The organism is Amycolatopsis sp. NPDC104863 (assembly GCF_055582965.1).
Genome location: NZ_JBVJOW010000002.1, coordinates 245,846 through 268,118, shown reverse-complemented (window position 1 = coordinate 268,118; position 22,273 = coordinate 245,846). Strand labels below are relative to the sequence as shown.

The following is a 22,273-nucleotide window of genomic DNA, read 5'->3' as shown; positions in this document are numbered from 1 at the left end:
GTAGAGTTGACCAGGTGAGCATGGTCCTACTTGCCGAAGACGATCCGGCCATCGCCGAACCGCTCTCCCGCGCCCTCGAACGTGAGGGATACGAGATCCACGTCGTCACCGACGGCCCTTCGGTGCTCGACGCCACCGCCGCCCAGCGCGTCGACCTGCTCGTGCTGGATCTCGGCCTGCCCGGGATGGACGGCTTGGAGGTGTGCCGGCGCCTGCGCGCCAACGGGACCGAGCTGCCCGTCCTGATGCTCACCGCCCGCACCGACGAGGTCGACTTCGTCGTCGGCCTGGACGCGGGCGCCGACGACTACGTCGCCAAGCCGTTCCGGCTGGCCGAGCTGCTCGCCCGGATCCGCGCGCTGCTGCGCCGCCGGGTGCCCGAGGTGCTCGAGGCCGGCGGGGTCCGGATGGACCTCGGCGCGCGGCTGGTCACCGTCGACCTGCACGAGGTGCAGCTGGCGAACAAGGAGTTCGAGCTGCTGCGCGTGCTGATGAGCCGCGCCGGGCAGGTCGTCAGCCGCGACGAGATCCTCGCCGAGGTCTGGAACGACCTCGAGTCGAAGACGTCGAAGACGCTCGACATGCACATGTCGTGGCTGCGGCGGAAGCTCGCCATCGCCGCCGACGAGGCCGCCGGCCGCAGCAGCAAGACCCACGACGGCGAACGGCGGATCGCGACCGTCCGCGGCGTCGGCTTCCGCTTCAACGCCGAATAAGCCGTGCGCCGCCGCATCCTGCTGGCCATCCTCCTGGCCGTCGCGGTCACCGCGGCGGTTCTCGGCATCCCGCTGGGCATCGTGGCGAGCTGGCAGATCGAGTCGAGCTACCGCGAGACCCTCGCCGAAAACGCCCGTGCGGCGGCGGCGATCCTCGACACCGAGATCGCCAACGGCCAGGCGATCGACCTCGACCAGGTGCGCGCAGCGGTCCCGGCGAACGGCCTGCTCACCGTGTGGTCCAGCGGCCAGGGGGAGAAGCGCTACGGCAACGACCCGGGCCCCGACATCGTCGGCGAGACGGCCGATCTGGCCCGCGACGGCAAGGTGGAGATCGCCGTGCCGGCCGGGCCGATGCACGAACGCCAGACGACGGTGACGCTCGTCGTCGTCCTGCTGGTGCTGCTGTCGATCGGCACCGGCGCGGTGGTGGCGATCGCGACCGCGCGGCGGCTGGCGAAGCCGCTGCGGCACGTCGCCGAACGCGCGTCCCGGCTCGGCGGCGGTGACTTCCGGCCCGACCCGAGCCGCTACGGCGTCGGCGAGCTCGACATGGTCGCCGAGGCGCTGGACGCGTCCGGCACCGCACTGGCCCAGCTCGTGCAGCGGGAACGGCAGCTCGTCGGGGACGTCTCGCACCAGCTGCGCAGCCGGCTGACGGCGTTGCAGCTGCGGCTCGAACCGCTCACCGTGCACCCGGACGACGAGGTCGCCGTCGAGTCGAAGGCCGCCCAGGAGCAGGCCGACCGGCTCGCCGAAGCCCTCGACGAGCTGCTCGCGGCGGCGCGTGCGGCCCGCGAGGTCGGCGCGGAGCCGGTGGACCTGCCCACGCAGCTGCCCGAGATGGCGCAGGAGTGGCGCGAGCTGCTCCGCTCGGAAGGCCGCAACCTGCGCATGCGCGTGGCCGACGGCCTGATGGCGCGGGCGACCCCCGGCCGGCTTCGCGAGGTCATCGGCGTGTTGCTGGACAACGCGCTGCGCCACGGCTCGGGCACGGTCACCCTGGTCGCCCGGCGCGGCGACGCCGAGGGCACGGTGGTCATCGAGGTCAGCGACACCGGCTCGGGCGTGCCCGACGAGCTCGCCCCGCACATCTTCGAACGCGGCTTCTCCGGCGGCGGCTCGACCGGCGTCGGGCTGGCGCTGGCCCGCGCGCTGGTCGAGGCGGACGGCGGCCGCCTGGAGCTGTCGAACCGCCGTCCGGCCGTGTTCAGCCTGTTCCTCAAGGTCCCGCGGCCCAGCGACGTGCCCGAGGTGCGCTGGCCCGCCGAACGCGTCCCGCGCTGAGTCAGGCCTGCCCGGTGAGCAGGGCGACCAGGCTGTGGGGCGTGTTCTCCCCGAAGCAGAGCTCGAAGTCGCGCGCGGCTTCGGTGGCGGCTTCTAGGCTCCGCGGGAACAGGGCCCGCTCGTACTCGGCGAGCGCGGCCTCGACGTCGTCCGGGTGCGCGGCGAGGGCCTTGCCCAGCTCGGCGCCGTCGGCCATGGCCAGGTTCGCGCCTTCGCCGTTCGGGACCGACAGGTGGGCGGCGTCGCCGAGCAGCGTCACGCCCGGCACGCGCTCCCAGCGGTGGTTCGCCGGCAGCGTGTTGAGCGGGCGCAGGACCGGCGCGGTCTCGCCGTCGGTGATCAACGCCGTCAGCTCCGGGGCCCAGCCGTCGAACTCCTGCACGATCCGCGCGGAGGCCGCGGCCGCGTCGGTGAAGTCGATCTCGGCGAACCACTCCTGGGACTCCGACAGCACGACGTAGGTGTGCAGGTTCCCGCCGCTTTCGCGGTGCGCCTGGATGCCCTTGCCCGGCTCGAGCGAGAACAGCGCGCCGCCGCCGACGGCCTTCGCGCTGGCCGGGTGGCGGGTGTCGCTGTCGAACAGGTACGTCTCGACGAACGACGTCCCGGCGTACGCGGGCACGGCGTCGGAAAGCAGCGGCCGGACCTTCGACCACGCGCCGTCCGCGCCGACCAGGACGTCCGTGGTGACGGCGGTGCCGTCGGCGAAGGTCACCTCGTGGCGGCCCTCGCCGAGCGCGCGGACGCCGCTGACCTTGTGTCCCCACCGGACGGTGTCCGCCGGGAGTGAGTCGAGCAGGAGCTGCCGCAGCTCCCCGCGTTGCACTTCGGGACGGCCACCGGTGCCGTCGTCGGGTTCGTCGAGCAGCACGGTGCCGTGCCGGTCGAGGATCCTCGTCGCTTCGCGGCCCTCCAGAACCAGGCCGCGGAACTCCTCGAGGAGGCCGGCCGCTTCGAGGGCGGGCTGGCCGTTGTGGGCGTGGATGTCGAGCATCCCGCCCTGCGTGCGGGCCGCCGGGGAGGCCTCGGCCTCGTAAACCGTGGCCGGGATGCCGTGGACGTGCAGGACCCGGGCGAGCGTGAGGCCGCCGAGTCCGGCGCCGATGATCGTGATGGGGGTGCGCATGGTGGTGCTCCTCTCTGGAATGTCATTCCATATTGGAACGGCGTTCCAGTCATGTCAAGATGGAGCCATGGTTGCGCGGCGCACAGAGGCTCTTTCCCGGGATCGCATCGTCGAAGCGGCCGTCGAGGTGCTCGACGAAGCCGGCGAGAACGGCCTGACGTTCCGGGTGCTGACCGAGCGGCTCGCGACCGGGGCCGGGGCGATCTACTGGCACGTCGCGAACAAGGGCGAGCTGCTCGGCGCCGCGACCGAAGCCGTCGTCGAGGCGGTGCTGGCCGCGCCGGCGGACTCCGCGAGCTCACCGCGGGACGGGATCCGCGGCGTCGCACTCGGCCTGTTCGTCGCGCTGGACGAGCACCCGTGGCTGGCGACCCAGCTCTCGGCGCAGTTCTCCCGGAACCCCTCGGGCCTGGTCGCGCCGCGGGTCTTCGAAAGCTTCGGCCGGCACGTCCAGGCGCTCGGCGTGCCCGAAGACAGCTGGTTCACCGCGACGTCGGCGCTGGTGCACTACGTCCTCGGCGCCGCCGGCCAGAACGCGGCGAACGCGCACACCCCCGGGCTCACGGTGGGCCGCGCCGAGTTCCTCGACACCGTGGCGACGGCGTGGGAAGCGCTCGACCCGGCCGGCTTCCCGTTCGTCCGGGCCATCGCGGGGCAGATGCGGCAGCACGACGACCGCGAGCAGTTCCTCACCGGCGTCGACCTCGTGCTCGCGGGCATCACCACCGCGCACTCACTCGGTGTCGGCGGTGACGAGCAGGACGAACCCGGCTCGCGCGGGCATGCCCAGGCTGGTCCACAGGGCCGTCGGGTCGGTGGCCGCCAGCCGCGGCCGGACCGGTGAGCCCTCGTCGGCGTCCAGCACCGCGTGCAGCGCGGCGTCGAGCAGATCGTGTTCTTCGCGGACCTTCGCGGCCCGCGCGGTGACGAGGTAGGAAAGCGCGCAGCGGCGAGCCGCGCGCTTCCCTCCCCCCTCGTCTTCTTCGCCGACGGCGTCGTGCAGCGCGAAGAGGAACAGCTCCACGCTCCGCACCTGAGACTCCGTCTGCCAGGTCGGCTTCGGCGGATCGAGCCGGATCTGCGTCCCCGCCGGCAGGCGCGGCCGCAGCAGCCGGCACAGGGCCTCGTCGACCTGGGCGATCATGGGTCAGATCAACCCTTCACGCAGGGCGTACGCGACCGCGTGCGAACGGTTGCGCAGCTGGAACCGGTTGGTCACGTCGTGCAGGATGCTCTTCACCGTGCGCTGCGAATAACACAGCTGGTCGGCGATCTCCTGCGTCGAACAGCCCGCCGCGACCAGCCGCAGCACCTCGGTCTCCCGGTTGCTCATCCCGCCCAGGTGCAGCCCCCGCGGCTGGAGCACCTGGCGCTGCAGCCGGGAAACCCGGTTCAGCAGCCGCCCGAGCAGGTCGGGCGGCAGCGCGCCCTCCCCGGCCGCGGCGGCCTTGACCAGCCGGACGAGCACCTCCGGCCCGGCGTCGGCGCGGCGGGCGACCGCGCAGACCCCGTGCTCGACGGCGTTGAGGATCTCGTTGTCGTCGACCTCGCCCGCGACCAGCACGATGCGGGTGAAGCCCTGGTGGTGCAACGCGGACAGCAGCTGGGTCATCGACTCGTCGAGCCGGTCGGCGACCAGCAGCGCGACCACGCCGGAGTCGGCCGCCTCCGCGTCCACCACCCGGACGTCGTCGCGCGAACGCAGCGCCATGCAGACGCCGTTGTGCAGGATCGGATCGGTGGCGCGGACCACCACCGGCGTCCTGTCGGATTCGAACATCGTCACCCATTCCCCTCGAACGGTGCGAGGGTCCCACCCCTCACGGTGACCACACTGCCCGCCGAGGTGTCCCGGGCACATGGGACCGGCGTCCCGATGTTGCCCGGAGGGCCGCCTCTCAGGACCGCCCGAGGCCGGCGTCCCTGGCCCGGACGATCGCCTCGGCCCGGTCGGCGACGTGCAGCTTGGCGAAGACGTTCGAGATGTGGTTGCGCACGGTTTTCGGGCTCAGGCACAGCGTGTTCGCGATGACGCCGTTGCTGTGCCCGGCCGCGATCAGCGACAGGACCTCACGCTCGCGCCCGGTCAGCTCCGGGAAAACCGGCTCGGTGGCCGGCGGCTGGTTGAAGAAGCCGAGGACGCGGTTCGCGATGTCGGGGCCGAAGATGGCTTCACGCCGGGCGACCGCCTGGACGGCGCGGATGATCTCGTCCGGCTCGGCGTCCTTGAGCAGGTAGCCGCGGGCACCGGCGCGCATCGCCGCGAAGACCGACTCGCTTTCGTCGGCCATCGTCAGCATCAGCACGCCGGTGTCCGGGCTCGCGGTCACGATGTGCCGGGTCGCCTGGATCCCGGAGAGGTCGGGCAGGTGGAGGTCCATGACCACGACGTCGGGCCGCAGCGCGGCCGCGGCTTCGACGGCGTTGACCCCGGTCGCGGCCTCGCCGACGACCTCGATCCCGGCTTCGGCGTCGAGCAGCGTGCAGACGCCGAAGCGGAAGAGCGGGTGGTCGTCGACGACGAGGACACGCAGGCCGTCGGCCATCCGGTCACCTCCCCGCCGTCACCCCCGGTAATGGTAGGTGAACGCGGCCGCATTCTCACGCGCCCAGTCCGCGAACGTCCGCGGCGGCCGGCCGAGCAGCCGCTCCACGGTGTCGAAGACGACGTGTTCGTGGCCGGCGGACTCGCGCTTGAGGGCGAAGAGCCCGTCGACGGCCTGGGCGGGCCAGCCGAACATCCGGATCATGCGGTCGCGCGCGGCGCTTTCGGGCTCTTCGACGTACTCGATCGGCCGGCCGAGCACTTCGGACAGGATCTTCACCTGCTGCTCGGTGGTGAGGGCCTCGCCGCCGGTGAGCTCGTAGGTCGCACCTTCGTGGCCGGACGTCGTGAGGACGAGCGTCGCGACGTCGGCGATGTCGCGGACGTGGACCAGCGCGGACGCCGGGTCGGTGTCCGGCGCGTACACGGCGTTCTCGCCGCGGATGGTTTCGCGCCAGGCGAACCGGTTGTCCATGAAGGCGCCGGGTCGCAGGATCGTCCACATCGGACCGGCCGCGCGGACTGCCCGCTCGGATTCGGCGTGGGAGCGCGTGATCACGTCGTTCTGTCCGAAGTGGACACCGGTGGTGGACAGCTTGACGAGGTGGGTGACCCCGGCCCGGGTGGCGGCTTCGGCGACCGCCCGTTCGCGGTCGGCGGCGTGGCCCTGGGTCAGCACGAACACGCGGTCGGAACCGTTGAGCAGCGCGGGGAGATCGGCGGTGTCGAGGTCACCCTGGACGACTTCGGCGCGCGGATCGATGCGGGCCCGCCCGGGATCACGGGTCAGGGCGCGGACGGCGGCGCCGGCGTCGAGCAGGGCGGGGACGAGGGCGCGGCCGACCTTGCCGGTGGCGCCGAGGACGAAGATCATCGGGATTCTCCTTTGAGGGGAACGTGCGGGAGCGCGAACGCCGTGACGAGGGCGAGCGCGAGGACCGGCAGCAGGGCGAGGAAAACGCCGTGGGCGCCGGCCCGGTAGGCGAAGCCGAGCGCGACCGGGCCGAGGGCCGAGCCGAGCGCGCGGGCGAGGTTGACGGTGGCGGCGACCGCGCCACGGTCTCCCGGCGGCGCGGTGTTCTGCGTCGCCATCGCGAGGACCTGCAGGTTGAGTCCGGCGGCGAGCCCGAAGACGACCAGGCAGAGCAGGACCAGCGGCAGCCCGTGGACGACCGTGAGGCCGAGCACGGCGAGCAGGCCGAGCGCCATGCTGAGCCGAGGCGCCCAGCGATAGGAGCCGGTGCGCGCGATGACCCGGCTCGCGACGGCGGACGCCACCGCGACGGCGATCGTCATCGGCACGAGCCGCAGCCCGCCTTCCGCGGGGCCGGCGTCGGCCTGCAGGAAGACCGCGACGTAGTTGATCGAGCCGAGGAAGGCGAACCCGGCGAGCACGCTGAGCACGACGGACACGGTGAACGTCCGGTCGCGCCACAGGCGCGGCGGCAGCACCGGCGCTTCGGCTCGTCTTTCGACGAGGACGAAGGCGACGGCCGTGAGCGTGCCGAGCCCGATCGACCACGGCGCGAGCAGGGTGAACCCGGTGATCGTGACCCCGAGCAGGACCACGCCGGCGAAGTCGAACGGAGCTTGCCGACGGCGTCGGGGCAGGTCGAGGTGCCCGAGCAGCACCAGGGCGACCAGGCCGAGCGGCAGGTTGACCAGGAAGATCGACCGCCAGCCGGCCAGATCGGTCAGCAGGCCGCCGAAGACGGGTCCCGCGAGCGAGGCGACGGCGAAGCAGATCGAGAACCACCCGAAGTACTTCGCGCCTTCGCGGGGCGTGAACATCTCGCCGAGCGAAGCGCCGACGGAGACGAAGAGGCCTCCGGAGCCGGCGCCCTGCAGGACGCGCCCGGCGATCAGCAGCGCAGCCGACGGCGCCAGGCCGCAGGCGAGCGAACCGAGCAGGAAGAGACCGAGGGCGCCCAGGAGCACACGTTTGCGCCCGGCGACGTCACCGAGCTTGCCGTAGAGGGGCGCGGTGACGCTGCCGGCGAGCAGGTAGGCGGTGGTGACCCAGGCATAGGCCCCGGCGTTTTCGAATTCGGCGGCGATCCGCGGGAGCGCGGTGGCGACGACCTGGGCGTCGAGCATGGCGAGGAAAACGGACAGGAAAAGGCCCGCGAGCGCGGGTTTTTGAGCGCGTTTCAGCGCGGTGGTGCTCAAGAAAGGGTCCTTGTTTCGTCAGAAGGGACGAGAGATGCGGACGCGGCTTGGGGCACGCGTCCCGTCGAGTCGGGAAAAGGCTCCATCGTCACCCGCGAACGGGTGCGACCTCTTCGCGCTCGGAAACCACCTCGAATCGTCCCGCTCGCCCGGCCCGAACCCGGACGGCGTCCTCACGAAGGAACACTGACGAGGATGACTGTAGACAACTACATGTCAGAAGACAAGTAGTTTCCGCGGAGATCGATCCAGTAGCGCCGGACCCGGTCGTCCGGGGTTTCTTCGGCAACACCGCCGTGGCGTTCGATCGTCTTCACCGAGCCGGCGTTGTCCGCGGCGCAGACCAGCAGGACCCGGTCGAAGCCGAGTTCGCGAGCTTCGCCGAGCATCCGGCCCAACGCCCAGGTCGCGACGCCGCGACCGCGTGCGGACGGCCGGACGCCGTACCCGATGTGGCCGAACCGCCGGACGAAGTCGCCGAACCCGTGCCGCAGGGCGATTCCGCCGAGCACCCGGCCGTCTTCGACGATCCACCGGTGCGTGCAGCCGGGTTCGGCCAGCCGGGCCAGCCAGGCGGTGAACCCGGCGGGAGAGCCGACGTCGTCGGAGGCGAGCAGGCCGAAACCGTCCTCGTGCCGGCCGGGTCCCCACTCGGCGTGGGCCTCGAGCCAGGCGGTGCGCCATTCGGCCGCAGGCTCGACCAGCTCGGGCACGGGGGTCAGCGCAGGCGGGTCACGTCGCCGGTGTCGCGCCGGCGTTCGCCGAGCTCATCCGGGAAAACCCACTTCTTGAACCCCCAGAAGCGGAAGAACATCGCGAGCAGCATGCCGATGATCGACCCGCTCGCGAAGTCCGCCACCTCCTGCACCAGCCGCGTCACGTGCGGGACCTCGAGGTCCAGCACGTACCGCGAGACATACAGCGGGATCAGGTTCACCACGACCGCGATGCCGCTGATCACGAAGAACAGCGCGGCCTCGTGGTGGCGTTCGCGGCCGCCGCGGGTGCGGAACGACCACTCGCGGTTGAGGATGTACGACACGATCGTGGCGACGATGATCGCGATGGCCTTCGCGGTTGTCGGTTTCGACTCGAGCACCGACAGCTTCAGGAAGTACCAGACGCCGTTGTCGACGAGGAACGTCGTGCCGCCCACGATCGCGAACTTCAGCAGCTCCCGGTGCTTGATCAGCACCGAACGCAGTGGTTCCGGCGTGCGCTTGAGCACGGTTTCCACAACGGTCACGCACCCCAGTCTAGGAGCACACCGCGTTGACCTGTGGTTCAGGCGGCCTTGCGGCCGGGAATGTCCGGATCGTCCGCGACGGAAAGGGACACCCGGGCGTCTTCCTCCGGGAACACCCACTTCTTGAACGCCCACCAGCGGAACGCCGTCCCCAGCAGGGTGCCGATGACGATCCCGCTGACGAAGTCGGCCACCTCGACGCCGAACGCCGTCAGGTGCGGCGCCTGCAGGTCGAGCACGTACCGCGAGAACCACTGCGGCAGCGCGTTCAGGCCCAGCGCGACACCGCTGATCAGGAAGAACAGCGCGGCCTCGTGCGCCCGCTCGCGGCCGCCGCGGGTGCGGAACGACCACTCGCGGTTGGCGACGTAGGAGAAGATCGTCGCGACGAGGACGCCGAGGATCAGGGCCGTCACCGGGTGGGTCCGCAGCACGGTGAACTTCAGGCCGTAGTTGACGGACATCGTGATCACGAAGCTGATCCCGCCGACAACGGCGAAGCGGAGGAGCTCGCGATGCTTTTTCAGCAGCTCGCGCACCGCGCGGACGCTACCCGGTCAGCCACCCGAAAGCCCGTTCGGGGGTGACGGTCGGCGGCTGGTCGCCCGGCTTGCCGGTCGGCCGCGGGGGCGCGCTCGTCGTCGTCGAAGACACCGGGGGCTCGGTGGTCGGCTCGGTCTTCGACGTGGTCGCCGGCGGAGTCGTCGACGTCGGCTTCGAAGGCTTTGTCGGCTTCGTGGGTGTGGTCGACGACGTCGGCGGGGTGGTCGTCGGCAGCGGGTCCTCGCCGCACCAGTGGTGGTAACAGCCGAAGTCCACGGTCACCGGCGCCGCCGTGGCCTTGCCGAGCTTCGCGTTGATCGTGACGCGCCCGTCGTCGGGACGGCCCTTCAGCCGCACCCACAGGTTGACGTGCTGGCCGGGGGCCAACGCGCTCTTCGTCGTGCAGCTCGCGCCGTCGCCGGTCGGCGTGCAGGGGAAGCCGCGCAGGCTCCACCACTGCCACAGCGGGTGGTCGAAGGTGACCGTGACCGGCTTGGTCGTCTCGCCGGTGTTGCGGACGCGCACGTAGACCAGCGGGTTGCGGGTCCAGGGGAACGCCGAGAGCCCGTCGCCCTGAGCCTCCAGGACCACCGCTTCCGGCGGCAGCTTCACGGTGACCTTCACGCTCACCGCGACGTTGATCTGCACGCCGGCGGTGACCGACCCGGTGACCGTGCCGCCCTGGGCGTCCTCGTCGGCCTGGAGCCGGAAGTTCAGCGTGGCGCTCTGGCCGGGTTGCAGGCCGGCGCCGGTCTTGCAGACGACCGTGCCCTCGCCACCCGGGCAGTTCACCGAAATCGGGGCGCCGTCCTGGGCGAACGCCATCGGCGCGCCACCGCCGCCCGCGTCGACCGCGCGCACGCCCGGCGGCAGGTTCAGCGCGGCGGCCACCGGTTCGGACGCGCTGCCGCCGTCGTTGCGGACGGTGAGCGGCAGGTTCATCGCGGTGCCGGGGCTCAGCTCCAGCCCGCCCGGCGGCGTGGTCGCGGACACCGACGGCGGCGCCGGGGCGGGCGGCGCCGGCGGTGCGGGAGCCGGCGGCTCGACCGTCGGCGGCGCGGGCTCGACGGGTGGCGCCGGTGGTGCGGGAGGCGCGGGCGGTGCCGGTGGCTGCGCGGGCGCCGGAGGGGCCGGCGGTGGCGGCTTCGGCGCCGGCGGCTGGACCGGCTGGATCGCCGGCGGCGGCACCTGGGCCGCGACGGGGATGTCCTGCGCCCCGCCGCCCGCGGTCAGCGCGATGACGACGGCCGCGACGACCGCTGTCCCGGACGCGGCGACCCCGGCGAACTGGCGGGGTCCCGCGGCGGCGGCCCCCGCGGCCGCGCCGGCCTTGCCTCCGGCCGCGGCTGCGCCGGCGGCGGCCGCACCCGCGGTCGCGGCGGTGGCAGCGCTGGCCTTCGCGGCGCCGATCGTGGCGAGGTAACCGAGTGCCGCGCCGCCCAGGACGATCGGGGCGATGATCGCGCGCAATCCGCCGTTGACGTCGGCGAGCTCCGCGGCCAGCGCGCGGCAGTTCTCGCACTCGTCGAGGTGGCATTCGACCTGGGCGCGTTCCCGCTTGGACAGCCCGTCGCGGGTCCACGCGCCGAGGCGTTCGGCGCAGGCGCGGCAGCGTTCCTCTTCGTTCTCCTGCAGGTGGACCTGCAGGTACGCCTGCCGCAGCCCTTCACGGGCGCGGTAGGCGAGCGCGGAGACGCCGTTCGCGGTCAGGCCCAGCAGCGGCGCGACCTCGGCCGGGCTCTGCTGCTCGATCTCGGTGTGCCAGAGCACCGCGCGCCAGCGTTCGGGCAGCCGTGCGAAGGCCTTCGCGGCCATCGTCCGCTCGAGCCCGGCGACGGCGGTGTCGGAGAACTGCACGGTCAGCGCCTCGCCCGCCGCGCCGCCGACGTCGGTCATGTCCTCGTTGAGGTCGACGCGGCGTTCCTTGCGGGTGCGGTCGTACGCAGTGTGACGCAGCGCGGTCAGCAGGTACGCCCGGAAGGCGGTGTCCGGTCCCTTGCCACCACGGAGAGTGTCGAGCACCTTGGCGAACGCCTCGGACACGAGGTCGTCGGCTTCGGAGCTCGAACGGGCCAGCTGACGGGCCAGATTGTGCGCCGCGCCGGTGTGCCGTTCGTAAAGCGGCCCGTACGACTCGATCTTCCCGGCGCGGACCTCGGCGATCAGCTCGGCGTCACTCTTTCCGCTGAGATCGGCGGGAACGGTGGACACGGCACTCCTCGGTCGGCTAGGGCCAGGACCTGCCATTACAGGCGAGCCCGCGGCGCGAGACAAGTGTGACTGACCCACCCTGGGCCGTCACGTCGTGGTGGGGGTGTTGACTCCGTCGGCGGAGCAAAATCACCCACCTCCGGCCGGCGCCGGGGAAAACCTTCTTAACAAAAACTCGCCAGTACGCGTCACGGCGTCCGTCGGGGTACGTCCTCACCGTGAAGCACCGACCAAGATCGACACGGACCGGACGAAAGGAGCGGGTGGCCAGTGGATCTTCCGGCTACGCGATCCGGCTCCGGTGACGTCCCGCCCGCCTCCGCGCACGCCGAGCGCGACCACGCTCTGCGCACGTTGCGGGCGCGCTGGCGCACGGCCAGCCTGGCCTCCGGCTGGCGCTTCCCGAGCGACTGGGCCCTGCCCGAGGTCGACGCCGTCTGCGCGGCGGTGACGGCCAAGGGCCGGATGGAAGCCGCCGAAACGGCGTTGGCCGGGTTGGCCAGGGCCCGGGCTGCCGCCGGCGCGGGGCTCGCCGAGACCCTCGCCGACCTCGCGGCGCTGCACGCCGTCGTCGACCACGGTGGCGACGGGTTCGTCTCGCCCGACGTCGACGCGACCCCGGCGCGGCTGCTCCGGACCACGGCGCTGGCCTGGGCCGACGTCGCCACCGACCAGCTCGTGCACACCGAGGTCACCGACCCGCTGACCGGGCTGCCCTCGGCCGCGTACCTGCGCACCCGGCTCGTCGAGGTCTACCAGGCGGCCGCCGCGCGGGAGCGGCCGGCGGCCGAGGACCACGTGCTGCTCGTCGTCTCGCTCGACCTCCGCACCGTCGCCGGGTTCCCGCGGCTGACCGGGATGATCCTGGTCGCGGACGCGCTGCGGGCGGTGTTCGACAGCGGGCAGAGCGTCGCTTCGCTCGGGCCGTCCGTCGTCGCCGCTCTGGTCCCGAAGGACGAGGGCGTCGCTTCGCACGGCGTCGCGCTGCGAAGAGCGCTGCACGAGCGGCTTTCGGTCGACAGCCAGCTGGCGGACGCGGGCCGGCCCCGGGTGTCGGCGGTGCGGCTGCCCGCCACCCACGAACTGGCGTGCGACCTGCTGGCCCGTCTCGCGCGGGCGTAGAACGTCCGGAAAGCCCGGTTCGCGCGGACCCTTCTGACCCCGGACGGGACCGGCCATGATTTCCTGGTGAGGTGACCCGGACCGTACCCACCGACGTCGACGGCGAAGTCGCGGCCAGATCCCAGCACCGCCTGGCCCTGCGCAAGTCACTCGCCCGCCTGTCCGTACGCCCGCGGTCGATCCTGATCCTGCTGGTGATCCCCGTGATCGCGATCGGGTACGGCATCTACGGCTGGCAGCACGACTGGGTGCTCGGCGTCGACAGCGCGGTCTACCGCGCCGGCGCGCTGACGCTGCTGCACGGCGACTCGCTCTACGACTCCAACACCCTCGCCAACGAGCCGTGGTGGGCGCTGCTGCCGTTCACCTACCCGCCGACGGCGGCGCTGATCTTCGTCCCGCTCGCGGCGTTCCCGACGCAGATCTCGTGGGGCCTGATCACCGCCGTCTCGCTCGGCGCGATGGCCCTGTCGATCCGGATCGCGATCGGCGCGCTGCCCCGCCCGGCCGACGACGGGCCGCGCTGGTGGGCCTCGCCCGCCCGCTCGACCATCGTGTTCTTCCTGGTCTTCCTCGGCCTCGAACCGGTGTGGCGGACGATCTTCCTCGGTCAGATCAACCTGATCCTGATGGCCATGATCCTGCTGGACATGCTGGTCATCGGCGCGCGGGGGAGCCGCTGGGGCGGCGTGCTGGTCGGCGTCGCGGCGGCGATCAAGCTGACGCCGCTGGTGTTCCTCGGGCACCTGTTCATCACCGGCCGCCGCAAGGACGCGCTGCGCGGGCTCGCGACGTTCGTGCTGCTCCAGGGCCTGATGTTCCTGATCAACGCGCACGACGCGGCCAAGTACTGGACCATCACGCTGCCCGACACCGGCCGGATCGGGCCGGTGCACTGGGCGGGCAACCAGTCGCTCAACGCGCTGATGAACCGGGCCACCGACCTCGCGCCGTGGGCGTCGAAGGCGGCGATGGGCATCGGCTTCCTGCTCGCGATCCCCGCGCTGTGGCTGCTCATGCGGTTCCACCGCAAGGGCCAGGCGCTGGCCGCGGTGCTCGTCACCGCGTTCTGGACGCTGCTGATCTCGCCGATCTCGTGGACCCACCACTGGGTCTGGGTGGTCCCGCTGATCGTGCTGCTCGTGTCGCGGCTGCCGAAGACCACCCCGGCGACGGCGTGGAAGCGCTGGGTCGGGACGTTCCTGGTGGCGTTCGTGTTCCTCAGCTGCGTGCTGCTGATCTTGCCCAACGGCCGCAACGTGGAGCTGCACTGGAAGGTGTGGCAGAACATCCTGGGGGACGCCTACATCCTGATGCCGGTCGTGCTGGCCGCGGCGCTGATCCTGCGCTGGGGCCTGCAGCGGCGGGCGCGGAAGAAGGCCGCCGCGGACGAGCATGTCGACGTCACGACCGGCGTCTGAGACCCGCACCGGCTGGGTGCTCTCGGGCCTTCTCGCGCTGCTCGTTCTCGCTCTGGGCGTGGTCGTCTGGCTGGCCGGCTGGCACCTGGGCGCGGACAGCGCCGTGTACCGCGCGGGGGCGTTGACGCTGGTGCACGGCGACCCGCTGTACACGCGGGACGTGCTGACGGCGCTGCCGGACTGGGTGCGGCTGCCGTTCACCTACACGCCGGCCGCCGCGCCGCTGTTCCTGCCGCTCGCGCTCGTGCCGTCCGGCCTGGTCTGGGGCGTGATCGCGTTTTTGTCGGTGGTCGGCCTTATGGTCGTGATCACGGTGGTGCTGTCGTCGCCGGGGGGCTCGTCGCTTCTGGGAAGAAGCTGGTGGGCGCTGCCGGCGGGAACGGCCATCGCGCTGGCGCTGGAACCGGTGTGGAAGACGCTGTTCCTGGGCCAGATCAACTTGATACTGATGGCGTTCGTGGTGCTGGACGTCCTGGTGCTGTCCGTGCGTGGGTCGCGCTGGGCGGGCGTGCTGATCGGCGTGTCGGCGGCGATCAAGCTGACCCCGCTGATCTTCGTGCCGCACCTGTTCTTCACGGGCCGGTGGAAGGACGGGCTGCGCGCGCTGGGCACGTTCGTGGCGCTCGAGGCGGTGATGTTCGCGGTCATCCCGGTCGACGCGGCGCGGTTCTGGCGGGATTCGGCGACCGACCCGAGCCGGGTCGGGTCGGTGCACTGGATCTTCAACCAGTCGCTGAACGGGCTGGTCAGCCGGGCGTCGCAGCTGGCGCCCTGGTCGCTGGCGGTGGCGGTCGGGGTGGCGGCGGTGCTGGCCGTGCCCGCGGTGTGGCTGGTGGTGCGGCTGCACCGGCGCGGTGAGGATGCGGCAGCGTTGCTCGTCACGGCGTTCTACGGGCTGCTGCTGTCGCCGGTGTCGTGGTCGCACCACTGGGTGTGGTGCGTGCCGTTGCTCACGCTGCTGGTGGTCAAGGGGTGGTACCGGATCGCGGCGGCGGTCGCGGTGCTGTTCGTCTCGCAGATCGTGATGCTGGTGCCCAACGGCGGCGACACGGAGTTCGGCTGGGGCCTGGGCTGGTCGGTCCTCGGCAACGCGTACGTGCTCGCGGCGGCGGCCGGGATCGTGGGCCTCGCGGCGCGCGAGGTTCGCCTGGTCCGGCGGTCACCGCAGGTCGTGACCGTTTAGGCTGAGTGGCGTTATGGACAAACACACTGGTCTGCCCGTCGTGGGCATGGTGGGCGGCGGCCAGCTCGCCCGGATGACCCACCAGGCGGCGATCTCCCTCGGTCAGTCCCTGCGGGTGCTCGCCGCGGGGGAGAACGAAGCCGCCGGGCTCGTCGCGGGCGACGTCACGCTGGGGCACCACACCGACCTCGAGGCGCTGCGGAAGTTCGCGGCCTCGGTCGACGTGCTCACGTTCGACCACGAGCACGTGCCGGGTGAGCACCTGCTGTCGCTCGCGATGGAGGGTTTTGTCATCCGGCCGGCGCCGTCCGCGCTGGGCTTCGCGCAGAACAAGCTCGTGATGCGCGAGATGATGGCCGGCCTCGGCGTGCCGGGCCCCGCCTTCGCTGAGGTGTCCACTGTGGACGACGTGGTGAAGTTCGGCGGCGCGCACGGCTGGCCGGTCGTGCTCAAGGCGTCCAGCGGCGGTTACGACGGCCGCGGCGTCTGGATGCTGGACACGGCGCAGCAGGCCCGCGAGACGGTGCCGGAGCTGCTGGCGGCGGGCACGCCGCTGCTGGTCGAGGAGAAGGTGGCGATGCGGCGGGAGCTGGCCGCGCTCGTCGCCCGCTCGCCCTTCGGCCAGGGCGCGGCCTACCCGGTGGTGGAGACGGTCCAGTCCGGGGGCATCAACACCGAGGTCCTCGCCCCGGCGCCGGGCCTTTCGGACGAGCGGGTCCACGAGGCGCAGGACCTCGCGCTGCGCGTGGCGTCGACGCTGGACGTCACCGGCCTGCTCGCGGTGGAGCTGTTCGAGACCGACACCGGGCTGCTGGTGAACGAGCTCGCGATGCGCCCGCACAACTCCGGGCACTGGACGATGGACGGCGCGCGCACGTCGCAGTTCGAGCAGCACCTGCGCGCGGTGCTCGACTACCCGCTGGGCCGCACGGACCTGGTCGCGCCCGCGTGCGTGATGGCGAACGTGCTGGGCGCGTCGGAGCTGCCGGAGATGGGGCCGGACGAGCGGCTGCACCACCTCTTCGCGCGCTACCCGGAGGTGCGGGTGCACCTCTACGGCAAGCAGGAGCGGCCGGGGCGCAAGCTCGGGCACGTCAACTTCACCGGTGAGCGCATGGAGGACCTGCGCAACCGCGCGCTGCTGTCGGCGCACTGGCTGTCCCACGCCGTCTGGCTCGACGGCTACGAGATCCACTGACGGGAGTATCGGGTATGGCGCCGCAGGTGGGCGTGATCATGGGCAGCGACTCGGACTGGCCGACGCTGGAGGCGGCCGGCGCGGCGCTGGACGAGTTCGGCGTCGAGTACGAGGTCGGCGTCTACTCGGCGCACCGCACGCCCCAGCGCATGCTGGACTACGCGACATCGGCGGTGGCCCGGGGAATCCGCGTGATCATCGCAGGCGCGGGCGGCGCGGCCCACCTCCCGGGCATGGTCGCTTCGGCCACGGTCCTGCCGGTGATCGGCGTCCCGGTCCCCCTCAAGTACCTGGACGGCCTGGACTCACTGCTGTCGATCGTCCAGATGCCGGCCGGAGTCCCGGTGGCCACGGTCTCGGTGGGTGGCGCGCGCAACGCGGGTCTCCTGGCGGTCCGCATCTTGGCGGCGTCCGACGAGGAGCTGCGCACGAAGATGGCGCGCTTCCAGCAGGACCTGGAGAAGCTGGTCCTGGACAAGGACGCGGCCCTGCGCGAGAAGACCGGCCACTAGAGTCGAGTCAAAGCAGCGCGGCGGTGAGCTGGTCTCCGCCGGAGATGCCGATCTCCTTCAGCGGCCTTTCGTCGTCGAGAGCCTTTAGGCTGCTGTTTGCCCAGATGGTTCCGATGTCCCGAAAGAGCCGACCGGTCTGTCCATCCCGCAGGACCCAGTCCTTGCCGTAGGTGTAGGGCCGCACGCGCGGGCTGATCGCGAAATATGCAGCGTTCAAGAGCTCCTTCACGGTTGTGTCGTCGTCGACGAGCATCTCCAGCGGAGTGGTGTTGAAGGCGGCCAGATCGATGGTGACGATGCTGCGCCTCGCCGCTGAGCGGAGGGAGGCGACGATTTCGTCGCGCTGGGTGGGCGTTGCGCCCAACGAGTCGAGTTTGCTGTTCAACTCTCCCAGCGACTCGGTGACCGCCGACTCCAGAGCCTTGATGCTCCTGCGCGAATTCCGGCTCATCGCCTCGGCGTACTCGCCCACACTCGTGCTCTCGCCGAACTCCCGTGGCGCGTACAGGACCTTGTTGTCGTGCCACAGGATCAGGAAGAACACGGCCGCGACGGCGGCCGGGAACACGACCGAGTAGACGGCCAGCATCCCCTGGATCCACCCGGTGGCCTGGGTGGCCGCGATCGCGACCACGACCTCGGAAAGCCCGAGGAACAGCGAGATGACCCAGAGCGGCCCGGCGACCTTCGGTGTCTTGTCGGGCCGAGGGGACTGTTCGGTCACCCGAGCCGCTCCCGCAGTTCCCGCTTCAGCACCTTCCCCGCAGCGGACACAGGGATCTGCTCGACGACGTGCACCTCCCGCAACCGCTTGTACGGCAGCACCTTCTCGTTCACAGCGGCCATCAGCTCGTCGGCGTCCAGCGGGCCTCGCGGTACCACGAACGCCACCGGCAGCTCGCCGACCTCGGTGTCCGGGCGGCCGACCACCGCGGCCGCCGCGACGCCCGGCATCGTGATGAGGAGCTCCTCGAGCTCGCGCGGGAACACGTTGTATCCCTTGTACAGCAGCATGTCCTTCTTGCGGTCCACGATGGACAGGTAGCCGTCCGTGTCGAGGATGCCGATGTCGCCCGTGTGGAGCCAGCCGTCGACCAGGGCGGCCGCCGTTTCGTCCGGGCGGTTGCGGTAGCCAAGCATGATCTGTGGTCCGCGGAGGCAGACCTCGCCCTTGTCGCCGGCCGGGAGCGGGTCCTCGCCGCCTTCGGCCGGGACGATCTTCACCTCCGTGTCGAAGATCGGCAGGCCCACCGAGCCGACCTTGCGCGTGCCCGAGACGTACGTCGGCGAAATCACCGCGCCCATCGTCGCCTCGGTGAGGCCGTAGCCCTCGCTGACCACCACGCCGGGGAATCGCTCGCGCAGCGCGTTGATCATCGCGTGGTTCATCGGCGCCGCGCCCGAGCCGATCGTGCGGACCGAAGACAGGTCGGCCGTGTGGAACGCCGGTGTCGCGAGCAGGGCGGCGAACAGCGCCGGCGCGCCGCCGATGCCGGTGATGCGCAGGCGCTCGGCGTCGGCGACGTAGGCCGCCGGGTCGAAGCGCGCGTGCAGGACGATCGTCGTGCCCGCGATCACCGCCGCGTTCAGGCCGCCGATGATGCCCATCGCGTGGAACCACGGCGTGAGGTTGATCGCGACGCCGGTGCCCAGGCGCGTCTGCCACTCGTCCTCGCTGCCGACCTGGTCGAGGGTGATGTCGCCCTGGGCGTCGAGCGCCGGCACCGAGCCGCTGCCCCAGCACGCGTGCTGCAGCGTGTTGACCACGACGTTGCGGTGCGAGAGCCGCACGCCCTTCGACCGGCCGGTGGTGCCGCCGGTGTAGGCGAGGTGGGCGAGGTCGTCGTGCAGGGCGAACTCGACGTCGGGGCGTGTCTCGGGCTGGCCGGCGTGGAACGCTTCGAACTCGGCGACGCCCTCGGGCAGGTCGGTAGTGGGGTTCACCACGACGGTCAGCCGCGCCGGGATCCGGTCGGCGACGCTCGCCAGCACCCCCGCGACCGGGCCGAACGTCACGACGGCCGCGGCCTCGCAGTCGGCGAGCTGGAAGGCGAGGTCGTCCGGCGGGAGCAGCGGGTTCGCCGGGCTGAAGGTGGCCCCGGCCAGCAGCGTGCCGTAGTAGGCGATCGGGAAGGCCAGGCAGTTCGGCAGGTGCAGCGCCACGACGTCACCGCGGCCGATGCCGCGCTCGCGGAGCGCGTTGGCGAACCGGCAGGCGGCCCGCCAGGTCTCGGTGAAGGTGAGGCTGTGACCGTCCATGGCGAAGGCGGTCCGGTCGCCCCAGCGGGCGGCGCCCGCGGCGAGGATCGATCCGACCGGGACGTCGGGGTAGTCGAGGGAGGCGGGCAAACCGGGCGGCGTCGTCGGCGCGGTGAGCGGCATCACCCGACCGTACGATTTCTGCGGCCAACGACACAAGGACGCAGGCTGTGAACGAGCGCTAACATCGGCAGAACCCTCCCGACGTCGTAGAGAAGGTGACCGGAAGTGACCGAAGGCCTGTACCAGCTTGCCGAGGAGCACGAGGAGCTGCGGGCCGCGGTCCGGGCCCTGGCCGAGAAGGAGATCGCGCCGTACGCGGCGGAGGTCGACGAGAACGAGCGCTACCCGATCGAGGCGTACAACGCGCTGGTCAAGTCCGGGTTCAACGCCGTCCACATCGGCGAGGAGTACGACGGCCAGGGTGCCGACGCCGTCGGCGCCTGCATCGTGATCGAAGAGGTCGCGCGGGTCGACGCGTCGGCGTCGCTGATCCCGGCGGTCAACAAGCTGGGCACGCAGCCGATCATCCTGTCCGGCTCGGAGAGCGTGAAGAAGCTGGTCCTGCCCTCGATCGCGTCGGGCGAGGCTTCGGCGTCGTACGCGCTCTCGGAGCGCGAGGCCGGCTCGGACACCGCGTCGATGCGGGCGCGCGCCCGGCTCGACGGTGACCACTGGGTGCTCAACGGCACCAAGTGCTGGATCACCAACGCGGGCGAGTCGTCCTGGTACACGGTGATGGTCGTGACCGACCCGGACGCGGAGAAGAAGGCCAACGGCATCTCGGCGTTCGTCGTGCACAAGGACGACCCGGGCTTCTCGGTGGGCCCGAAGGAGAAGAAGCTCGGCATCAAGGGCTCCCCGACGCGCGAGATCTACTTCGAGAACTGCACGATCCCCGAGGATCGGATCATCGGCGAGCCGGGTACCGGGCTGAAGACGGCGCTGCGGACGCTGGACCACACCCGTCCGACGATCGGGGCGCAGGCGCTGGGTATCGCCCAGGGCGCGCTCGATGCGGCCGTGGCGTATGTGAAGGATCGTAAGCAGTTCGGGAAGTCGATCTCCGAGTTCCAGGGTGTTCAGTTCATGCTGGCCGATATGGGGACGAAGATCGAGGCTGCCCGTCATCTGGTGTACGCCTCTGCCGCGGCTTCGGAGCGGGGGGACAAGCGGGCCGGGTTCATGGCTTCGGCGGCTAAGACGTATGCGTCCGACATTGCCATGGAGGTGACTACGGATGCCGTTCAGCTGTTCGGTGGGGCTGGGTACACCCGTGACTTCCCTGTTGAGCGGATGATGCGGGATGCCAAGATCACGCAGATCTATGAGGGGACCAACCAGATTCAGAAGGTTGTCATGGCTCGGGCGTTGCTTAAGGGCTGATCGTTTTCTGAGCTGAAGCCCCCGGTGCCCGCGTGGTGCCGGGGGCTTCGGCGTTTTCTGTGGGGCGTCTTCCGGCACCCCGAAGCCTGATTGTGACTACGGCCGGCAGGACCGCGTCAAGGCGGGAAAGATGCCTTGACCCGGTGCTGCCGGCCGTGTTCTGGCTTCGGATCGGGGTGCGGGGGTGGTCTGGGTTCTCGGTGGCCTTGAGTTCGGGTCGACCCTTGCGTGGGCGCTGGGTGGCCTCGGCTTTGTCATGCGCGTGAGTGGCACTTGCGCCGTTGCGTGTCACTCATAGCAGGTCAACGTCCGATAGAAAATCACTCACCAGAGGGAGTGTCCGGACATGTTACCCGCGCGTTAATAAAGGCGGTGACGCGGATCACCATCGGTTCACAGAGAGGTGAAACGGATGGGCGCAACGACGCGCAGGTGGCTCACGGCGGCCGTCGCTACGGTGGCGGCGCTGGCACTGGGGGCCGGTACCGGGCAAGCGGCCGAGAAGGAACCCACCGGGCCCGTGCAACCCAACATCCTCACAGCCGCGCTCTACTCGCTCGGTGCGCCCACCATTGCGCCGCCCGGGGCGAACGACTGGAACTGCAAACCCTCCGGCAAGCACCCGAACCCCGTGCTGCTCTCCAACGGGACCACCGCCAACGCCTACGAAAACTGGGCCAACCTCTCCAAGAAGCTCGCCGACGCCGGGTACTGCGTCTTCGCCGGCAACTTCGGGGGCGCGCCCGGCAGCTTCCTGCAGACCGTCGGGCCGATCGCCGACACCACGAAAGCGCTTGCCGCCTTCGGGGACAAGATCCTCGCCGCCACCGGTGCCAAGAAACTCGATGTTGTCGGGCACTCGCAGGGCGGGATGAACATCCGGTACTGGATCAAGTATCTCGGCGGGGCGGACAAGATCAGCCGGCTCGTCGGGCTGTCGCCGTCCAACCACGGGACCGACCTCTTCGGCCTGCTCAGCACCCTCGAAATGATCCCCGGGGTGCCGGCCGCGCTCGGGACCGTCTGCCAGTCGTGCAACGAACAGGCCGTCGGGTCCGCCTTCCTGACCGATCTCAACGCCGGTGGCGAGACCGTCGACGGCATCCAGTACACCGTCATCCAGACCCGCTACGACGACGTCGTGACGCCGTACACCAGCGCCTTCCTGGCGCCGGCGCCGAACGTCAAGAACATCCTGCTGCAGAACGTCTGCGGGCTCGACTTCACCGACCACCTCGGCATCACCTACGACCCCGTCGCGCAGGGGCTGGTGCTCAACGCGCTCGACCCCGCGCACGCGAAGACGCCGCCGTGTGTGCCGGTGCCGCCGGTGATCAGCTGAGCTACGC

Annotated in this window: 22 protein-coding genes; 10 read left to right on the top strand and 12 right to left on the bottom strand. The window is 71.2% G+C overall.

What is annotated here, in order from left to right:
• The first annotated feature begins 20 nt into the window (after positions 1–20).
• Positions 21–716 (top strand): response regulator transcription factor, encoded by a 696-nt coding sequence (locus ACZ63J_RS10545; RefSeq protein WP_395932280.1) that lies wholly within the window; start codon positions 21–23, stop codon positions 714–716.
• 3 nt (positions 717–719) lie between these two features.
• Positions 720–2,003 carry an ATP-binding protein gene (locus tag ACZ63J_RS10540; protein WP_465309183.1) on the top strand — a complete coding sequence of 428 codons (1,284 nt, stop codon included), beginning with the start codon at positions 720–722 and terminating at the stop codon, positions 2,001–2,003.
• 1 nt (position 2,004) lies between these two features.
• Here ACZ63J_RS10540 and ACZ63J_RS10535 read toward each other — a convergent pair whose 3' ends face one another.
• Positions 2,005–3,129, bottom strand: coding sequence for an FAD-dependent oxidoreductase (locus tag ACZ63J_RS10535; protein WP_465404063.1), 1,125 nt, complete (start codon positions 3,127–3,129; stop codon positions 2,005–2,007).
• A gap of 67 nt (positions 3,130–3,196) precedes the next feature.
• Between ACZ63J_RS10535 and ACZ63J_RS10530 the strand changes: the two genes are divergently transcribed.
• Complete coding sequence (locus ACZ63J_RS10530) at positions 3,197–3,973, top strand: TetR/AcrR family transcriptional regulator (protein WP_465404061.1); 777 nt, start codon at positions 3,197–3,199, stop codon at positions 3,971–3,973.
• Here ACZ63J_RS10530 and ACZ63J_RS10525 read toward each other — a convergent pair.
• The 9 genes from ACZ63J_RS10525 to ACZ63J_RS10485 form a co-directional block, all read right to left on the bottom strand.
• A complete protein-coding gene (locus tag ACZ63J_RS10525; protein ID WP_465309189.1) occupies positions 3,863–4,273 on the bottom strand; it encodes a Pvc16 family protein in 411 nt (136 codons plus the stop codon). The genes ACZ63J_RS10530 and ACZ63J_RS10525 overlap by 111 nt on opposite strands.
• 3 nt (positions 4,274–4,276) lie before the next feature.
• Entirely contained in the window at positions 4,277–4,909 is a 633-nt protein-coding gene (locus ACZ63J_RS10520) for a response regulator transcription factor (RefSeq protein ID WP_465309450.1), read from the bottom strand.
• Between the two features lie 118 nt (positions 4,910–5,027).
• Positions 5,028–5,675, bottom strand: coding sequence for a response regulator (locus ACZ63J_RS10515; RefSeq protein WP_465404059.1), 648 nt, complete (start codon positions 5,673–5,675; stop codon positions 5,028–5,030).
• An 18-nt stretch (positions 5,676–5,693) separates the two neighbouring features.
• Complete coding sequence (locus ACZ63J_RS10510; protein WP_465404057.1) at positions 5,694–6,548, bottom strand: NAD(P)H-binding protein; 855 nt, start codon at positions 6,546–6,548, stop codon at positions 5,694–5,696.
• Positions 6,545–7,843, bottom strand: a complete 1,299-nt coding sequence (locus ACZ63J_RS10505) for an MFS transporter (RefSeq protein WP_465404055.1) — start codon at positions 7,841–7,843, stop codon at positions 6,545–6,547. Before ACZ63J_RS10505 ends, ACZ63J_RS10510 begins: the two co-directional genes overlap by 4 nt.
• Positions 7,844–8,052: 209 nt before the next feature.
• Positions 8,053–8,556: a GNAT family N-acetyltransferase gene (locus tag ACZ63J_RS10500; protein WP_465404053.1), complete on the bottom strand. Its 504-nt coding sequence runs from the start codon at positions 8,554–8,556 to the stop codon at positions 8,053–8,055.
• 5 nt (positions 8,557–8,561) lie between these two features.
• Positions 8,562–9,089 (bottom strand): GtrA family protein, encoded by a 528-nt coding sequence (locus ACZ63J_RS10495; protein ID WP_465309197.1) that lies wholly within the window; start codon positions 9,087–9,089, stop codon positions 8,562–8,564.
• Between the two features lie 38 nt (positions 9,090–9,127).
• Entirely contained in the window at positions 9,128–9,628 is a 501-nt protein-coding gene (locus ACZ63J_RS10490) for a GtrA family protein (protein ID WP_465335730.1), read from the bottom strand.
• Positions 9,629–9,638: 10 nt separating this feature from the next.
• A complete protein-coding gene (locus ACZ63J_RS10485) occupies positions 9,639–11,843 on the bottom strand; it encodes a sigma-70 family RNA polymerase sigma factor (protein ID WP_465404051.1) in 2,205 nt (734 codons plus the stop codon).
• Positions 11,844–12,113: 270 nt separating this feature from the next.
• On the opposite strand from ACZ63J_RS10485, the gene ACZ63J_RS10480 reads away from it, so the two are divergent.
• The 5 genes from ACZ63J_RS10480 to purE all read left to right on the top strand — a co-directional run bounded on the left by ACZ63J_RS10480 (position 12,114) and on the right by purE (position 17,279).
• On the top strand, positions 12,114–12,965 hold the full coding sequence (locus tag ACZ63J_RS10480; protein WP_465404049.1) for a GGDEF domain-containing protein: 852 nt from the start codon (positions 12,114–12,116) through the stop codon (positions 12,963–12,965).
• 71 nt (positions 12,966–13,036) lie between these two features.
• Complete coding sequence (locus ACZ63J_RS10475) at positions 13,037–14,386, top strand: glycosyltransferase 87 family protein (protein WP_465404047.1); 1,350 nt, start codon at positions 13,037–13,039, stop codon at positions 14,384–14,386.
• Positions 14,361–15,569 (top strand): glycosyltransferase 87 family protein, encoded by a 1,209-nt coding sequence (locus ACZ63J_RS10470; protein WP_465404045.1) that lies wholly within the window; start codon positions 14,361–14,363, stop codon positions 15,567–15,569. Before ACZ63J_RS10475 ends, ACZ63J_RS10470 begins: the two co-directional genes overlap by 26 nt.
• Before the next feature lie 13 nt (positions 15,570–15,582).
• Complete coding sequence (locus ACZ63J_RS10465; RefSeq protein ID WP_465404043.1) at positions 15,583–16,767, top strand: 5-(carboxyamino)imidazole ribonucleotide synthase; 1,185 nt, start codon at positions 15,583–15,585, stop codon at positions 16,765–16,767.
• Positions 16,768–16,781: 14 nt separating this feature from the next.
• Positions 16,782–17,279 (top strand): 5-(carboxyamino)imidazole ribonucleotide mutase, encoded by a 498-nt coding sequence (gene purE, locus ACZ63J_RS10460; RefSeq protein WP_465309211.1) that lies wholly within the window; start codon positions 16,782–16,784, stop codon positions 17,277–17,279.
• 7 nt (positions 17,280–17,286) lie between these two features.
• Here purE and ACZ63J_RS10455 read toward each other — a convergent pair whose 3' ends face one another.
• Positions 17,287–18,003: a hypothetical protein gene (locus tag ACZ63J_RS10455; protein WP_465404041.1), complete on the bottom strand. Its 717-nt coding sequence runs from the start codon at positions 18,001–18,003 to the stop codon at positions 17,287–17,289.
• Positions 18,000–19,661 carry a class I adenylate-forming enzyme family protein gene (locus ACZ63J_RS10450; RefSeq protein WP_465404039.1) on the bottom strand — a complete coding sequence of 554 codons (1,662 nt, stop codon included), beginning with the start codon at positions 19,659–19,661 and terminating at the stop codon, positions 18,000–18,002. Before ACZ63J_RS10450 ends, ACZ63J_RS10455 begins: the two co-directional genes overlap by 4 nt.
• 105 nt (positions 19,662–19,766) lie before the next feature.
• On the opposite strand from ACZ63J_RS10450, the gene ACZ63J_RS10445 reads away from it, so the two are divergent.
• A complete protein-coding gene (locus ACZ63J_RS10445; protein ID WP_465309217.1) occupies positions 19,767–20,924 on the top strand; it encodes an acyl-CoA dehydrogenase family protein in 1,158 nt (385 codons plus the stop codon).
• Positions 20,925–21,336: 412 nt separating this feature from the next.
• Positions 21,337–22,266 (top strand): esterase/lipase family protein, encoded by a 930-nt coding sequence (locus ACZ63J_RS10440; RefSeq protein ID WP_465404037.1) that lies wholly within the window; start codon positions 21,337–21,339, stop codon positions 22,264–22,266.
• Positions 22,267–22,273: the final 7 nt, after the last annotated feature.

Coding starts and splice junctions, on each gene's coding strand:
- ACZ63J_RS10440 (WP_465404037.1), top strand. CDS start 21,337: ATGGGCGCAACGACGCGCAGGTGGCTCACGGCGGCCGTCGCTACGGTG.
- ACZ63J_RS10525 (WP_465309189.1), bottom strand. CDS start 4,273: ATGATCGCCCAGGTCGACGAGGCCCTGTGCCGGCTGCTGCGGCCGCGC.
- ACZ63J_RS10535 (WP_465404063.1), bottom strand. CDS start 3,129: ATGCGCACCCCCATCACGATCATCGGCGCCGGACTCGGCGGCCTCACG.
- ACZ63J_RS10470 (WP_465404045.1), top strand. CDS start 14,361: ATGTCGACGTCACGACCGGCGTCTGAGACCCGCACCGGCTGGGTGCTC.
- ACZ63J_RS10515 (WP_465404059.1), bottom strand. CDS start 5,675: ATGGCCGACGGCCTGCGTGTCCTCGTCGTCGACGACCACCCGCTCTTC.
- ACZ63J_RS10545 (WP_395932280.1), top strand. CDS start 21: ATGGTCCTACTTGCCGAAGACGATCCGGCCATCGCCGAACCGCTCTCC.
- ACZ63J_RS10465 (WP_465404043.1), top strand. CDS start 15,583: ATGGACAAACACACTGGTCTGCCCGTCGTGGGCATGGTGGGCGGCGGC.
- ACZ63J_RS10530 (WP_465404061.1), top strand. CDS start 3,197: ATGGTTGCGCGGCGCACAGAGGCTCTTTCCCGGGATCGCATCGTCGAA.
- purE (WP_465309211.1), top strand. CDS start 16,782: ATGGCGCCGCAGGTGGGCGTGATCATGGGCAGCGACTCGGACTGGCCG.
- ACZ63J_RS10450 (WP_465404039.1), bottom strand. CDS start 19,661: ATGCCGCTCACCGCGCCGACGACGCCGCCCGGTTTGCCCGCCTCCCTC.
- ACZ63J_RS10510 (WP_465404057.1), bottom strand. CDS start 6,548: ATGATCTTCGTCCTCGGCGCCACCGGCAAGGTCGGCCGCGCCCTCGTC.
- ACZ63J_RS10520 (WP_465309450.1), bottom strand. CDS start 4,909: ATGTTCGAATCCGACAGGACGCCGGTGGTGGTCCGCGCCACCGATCCG.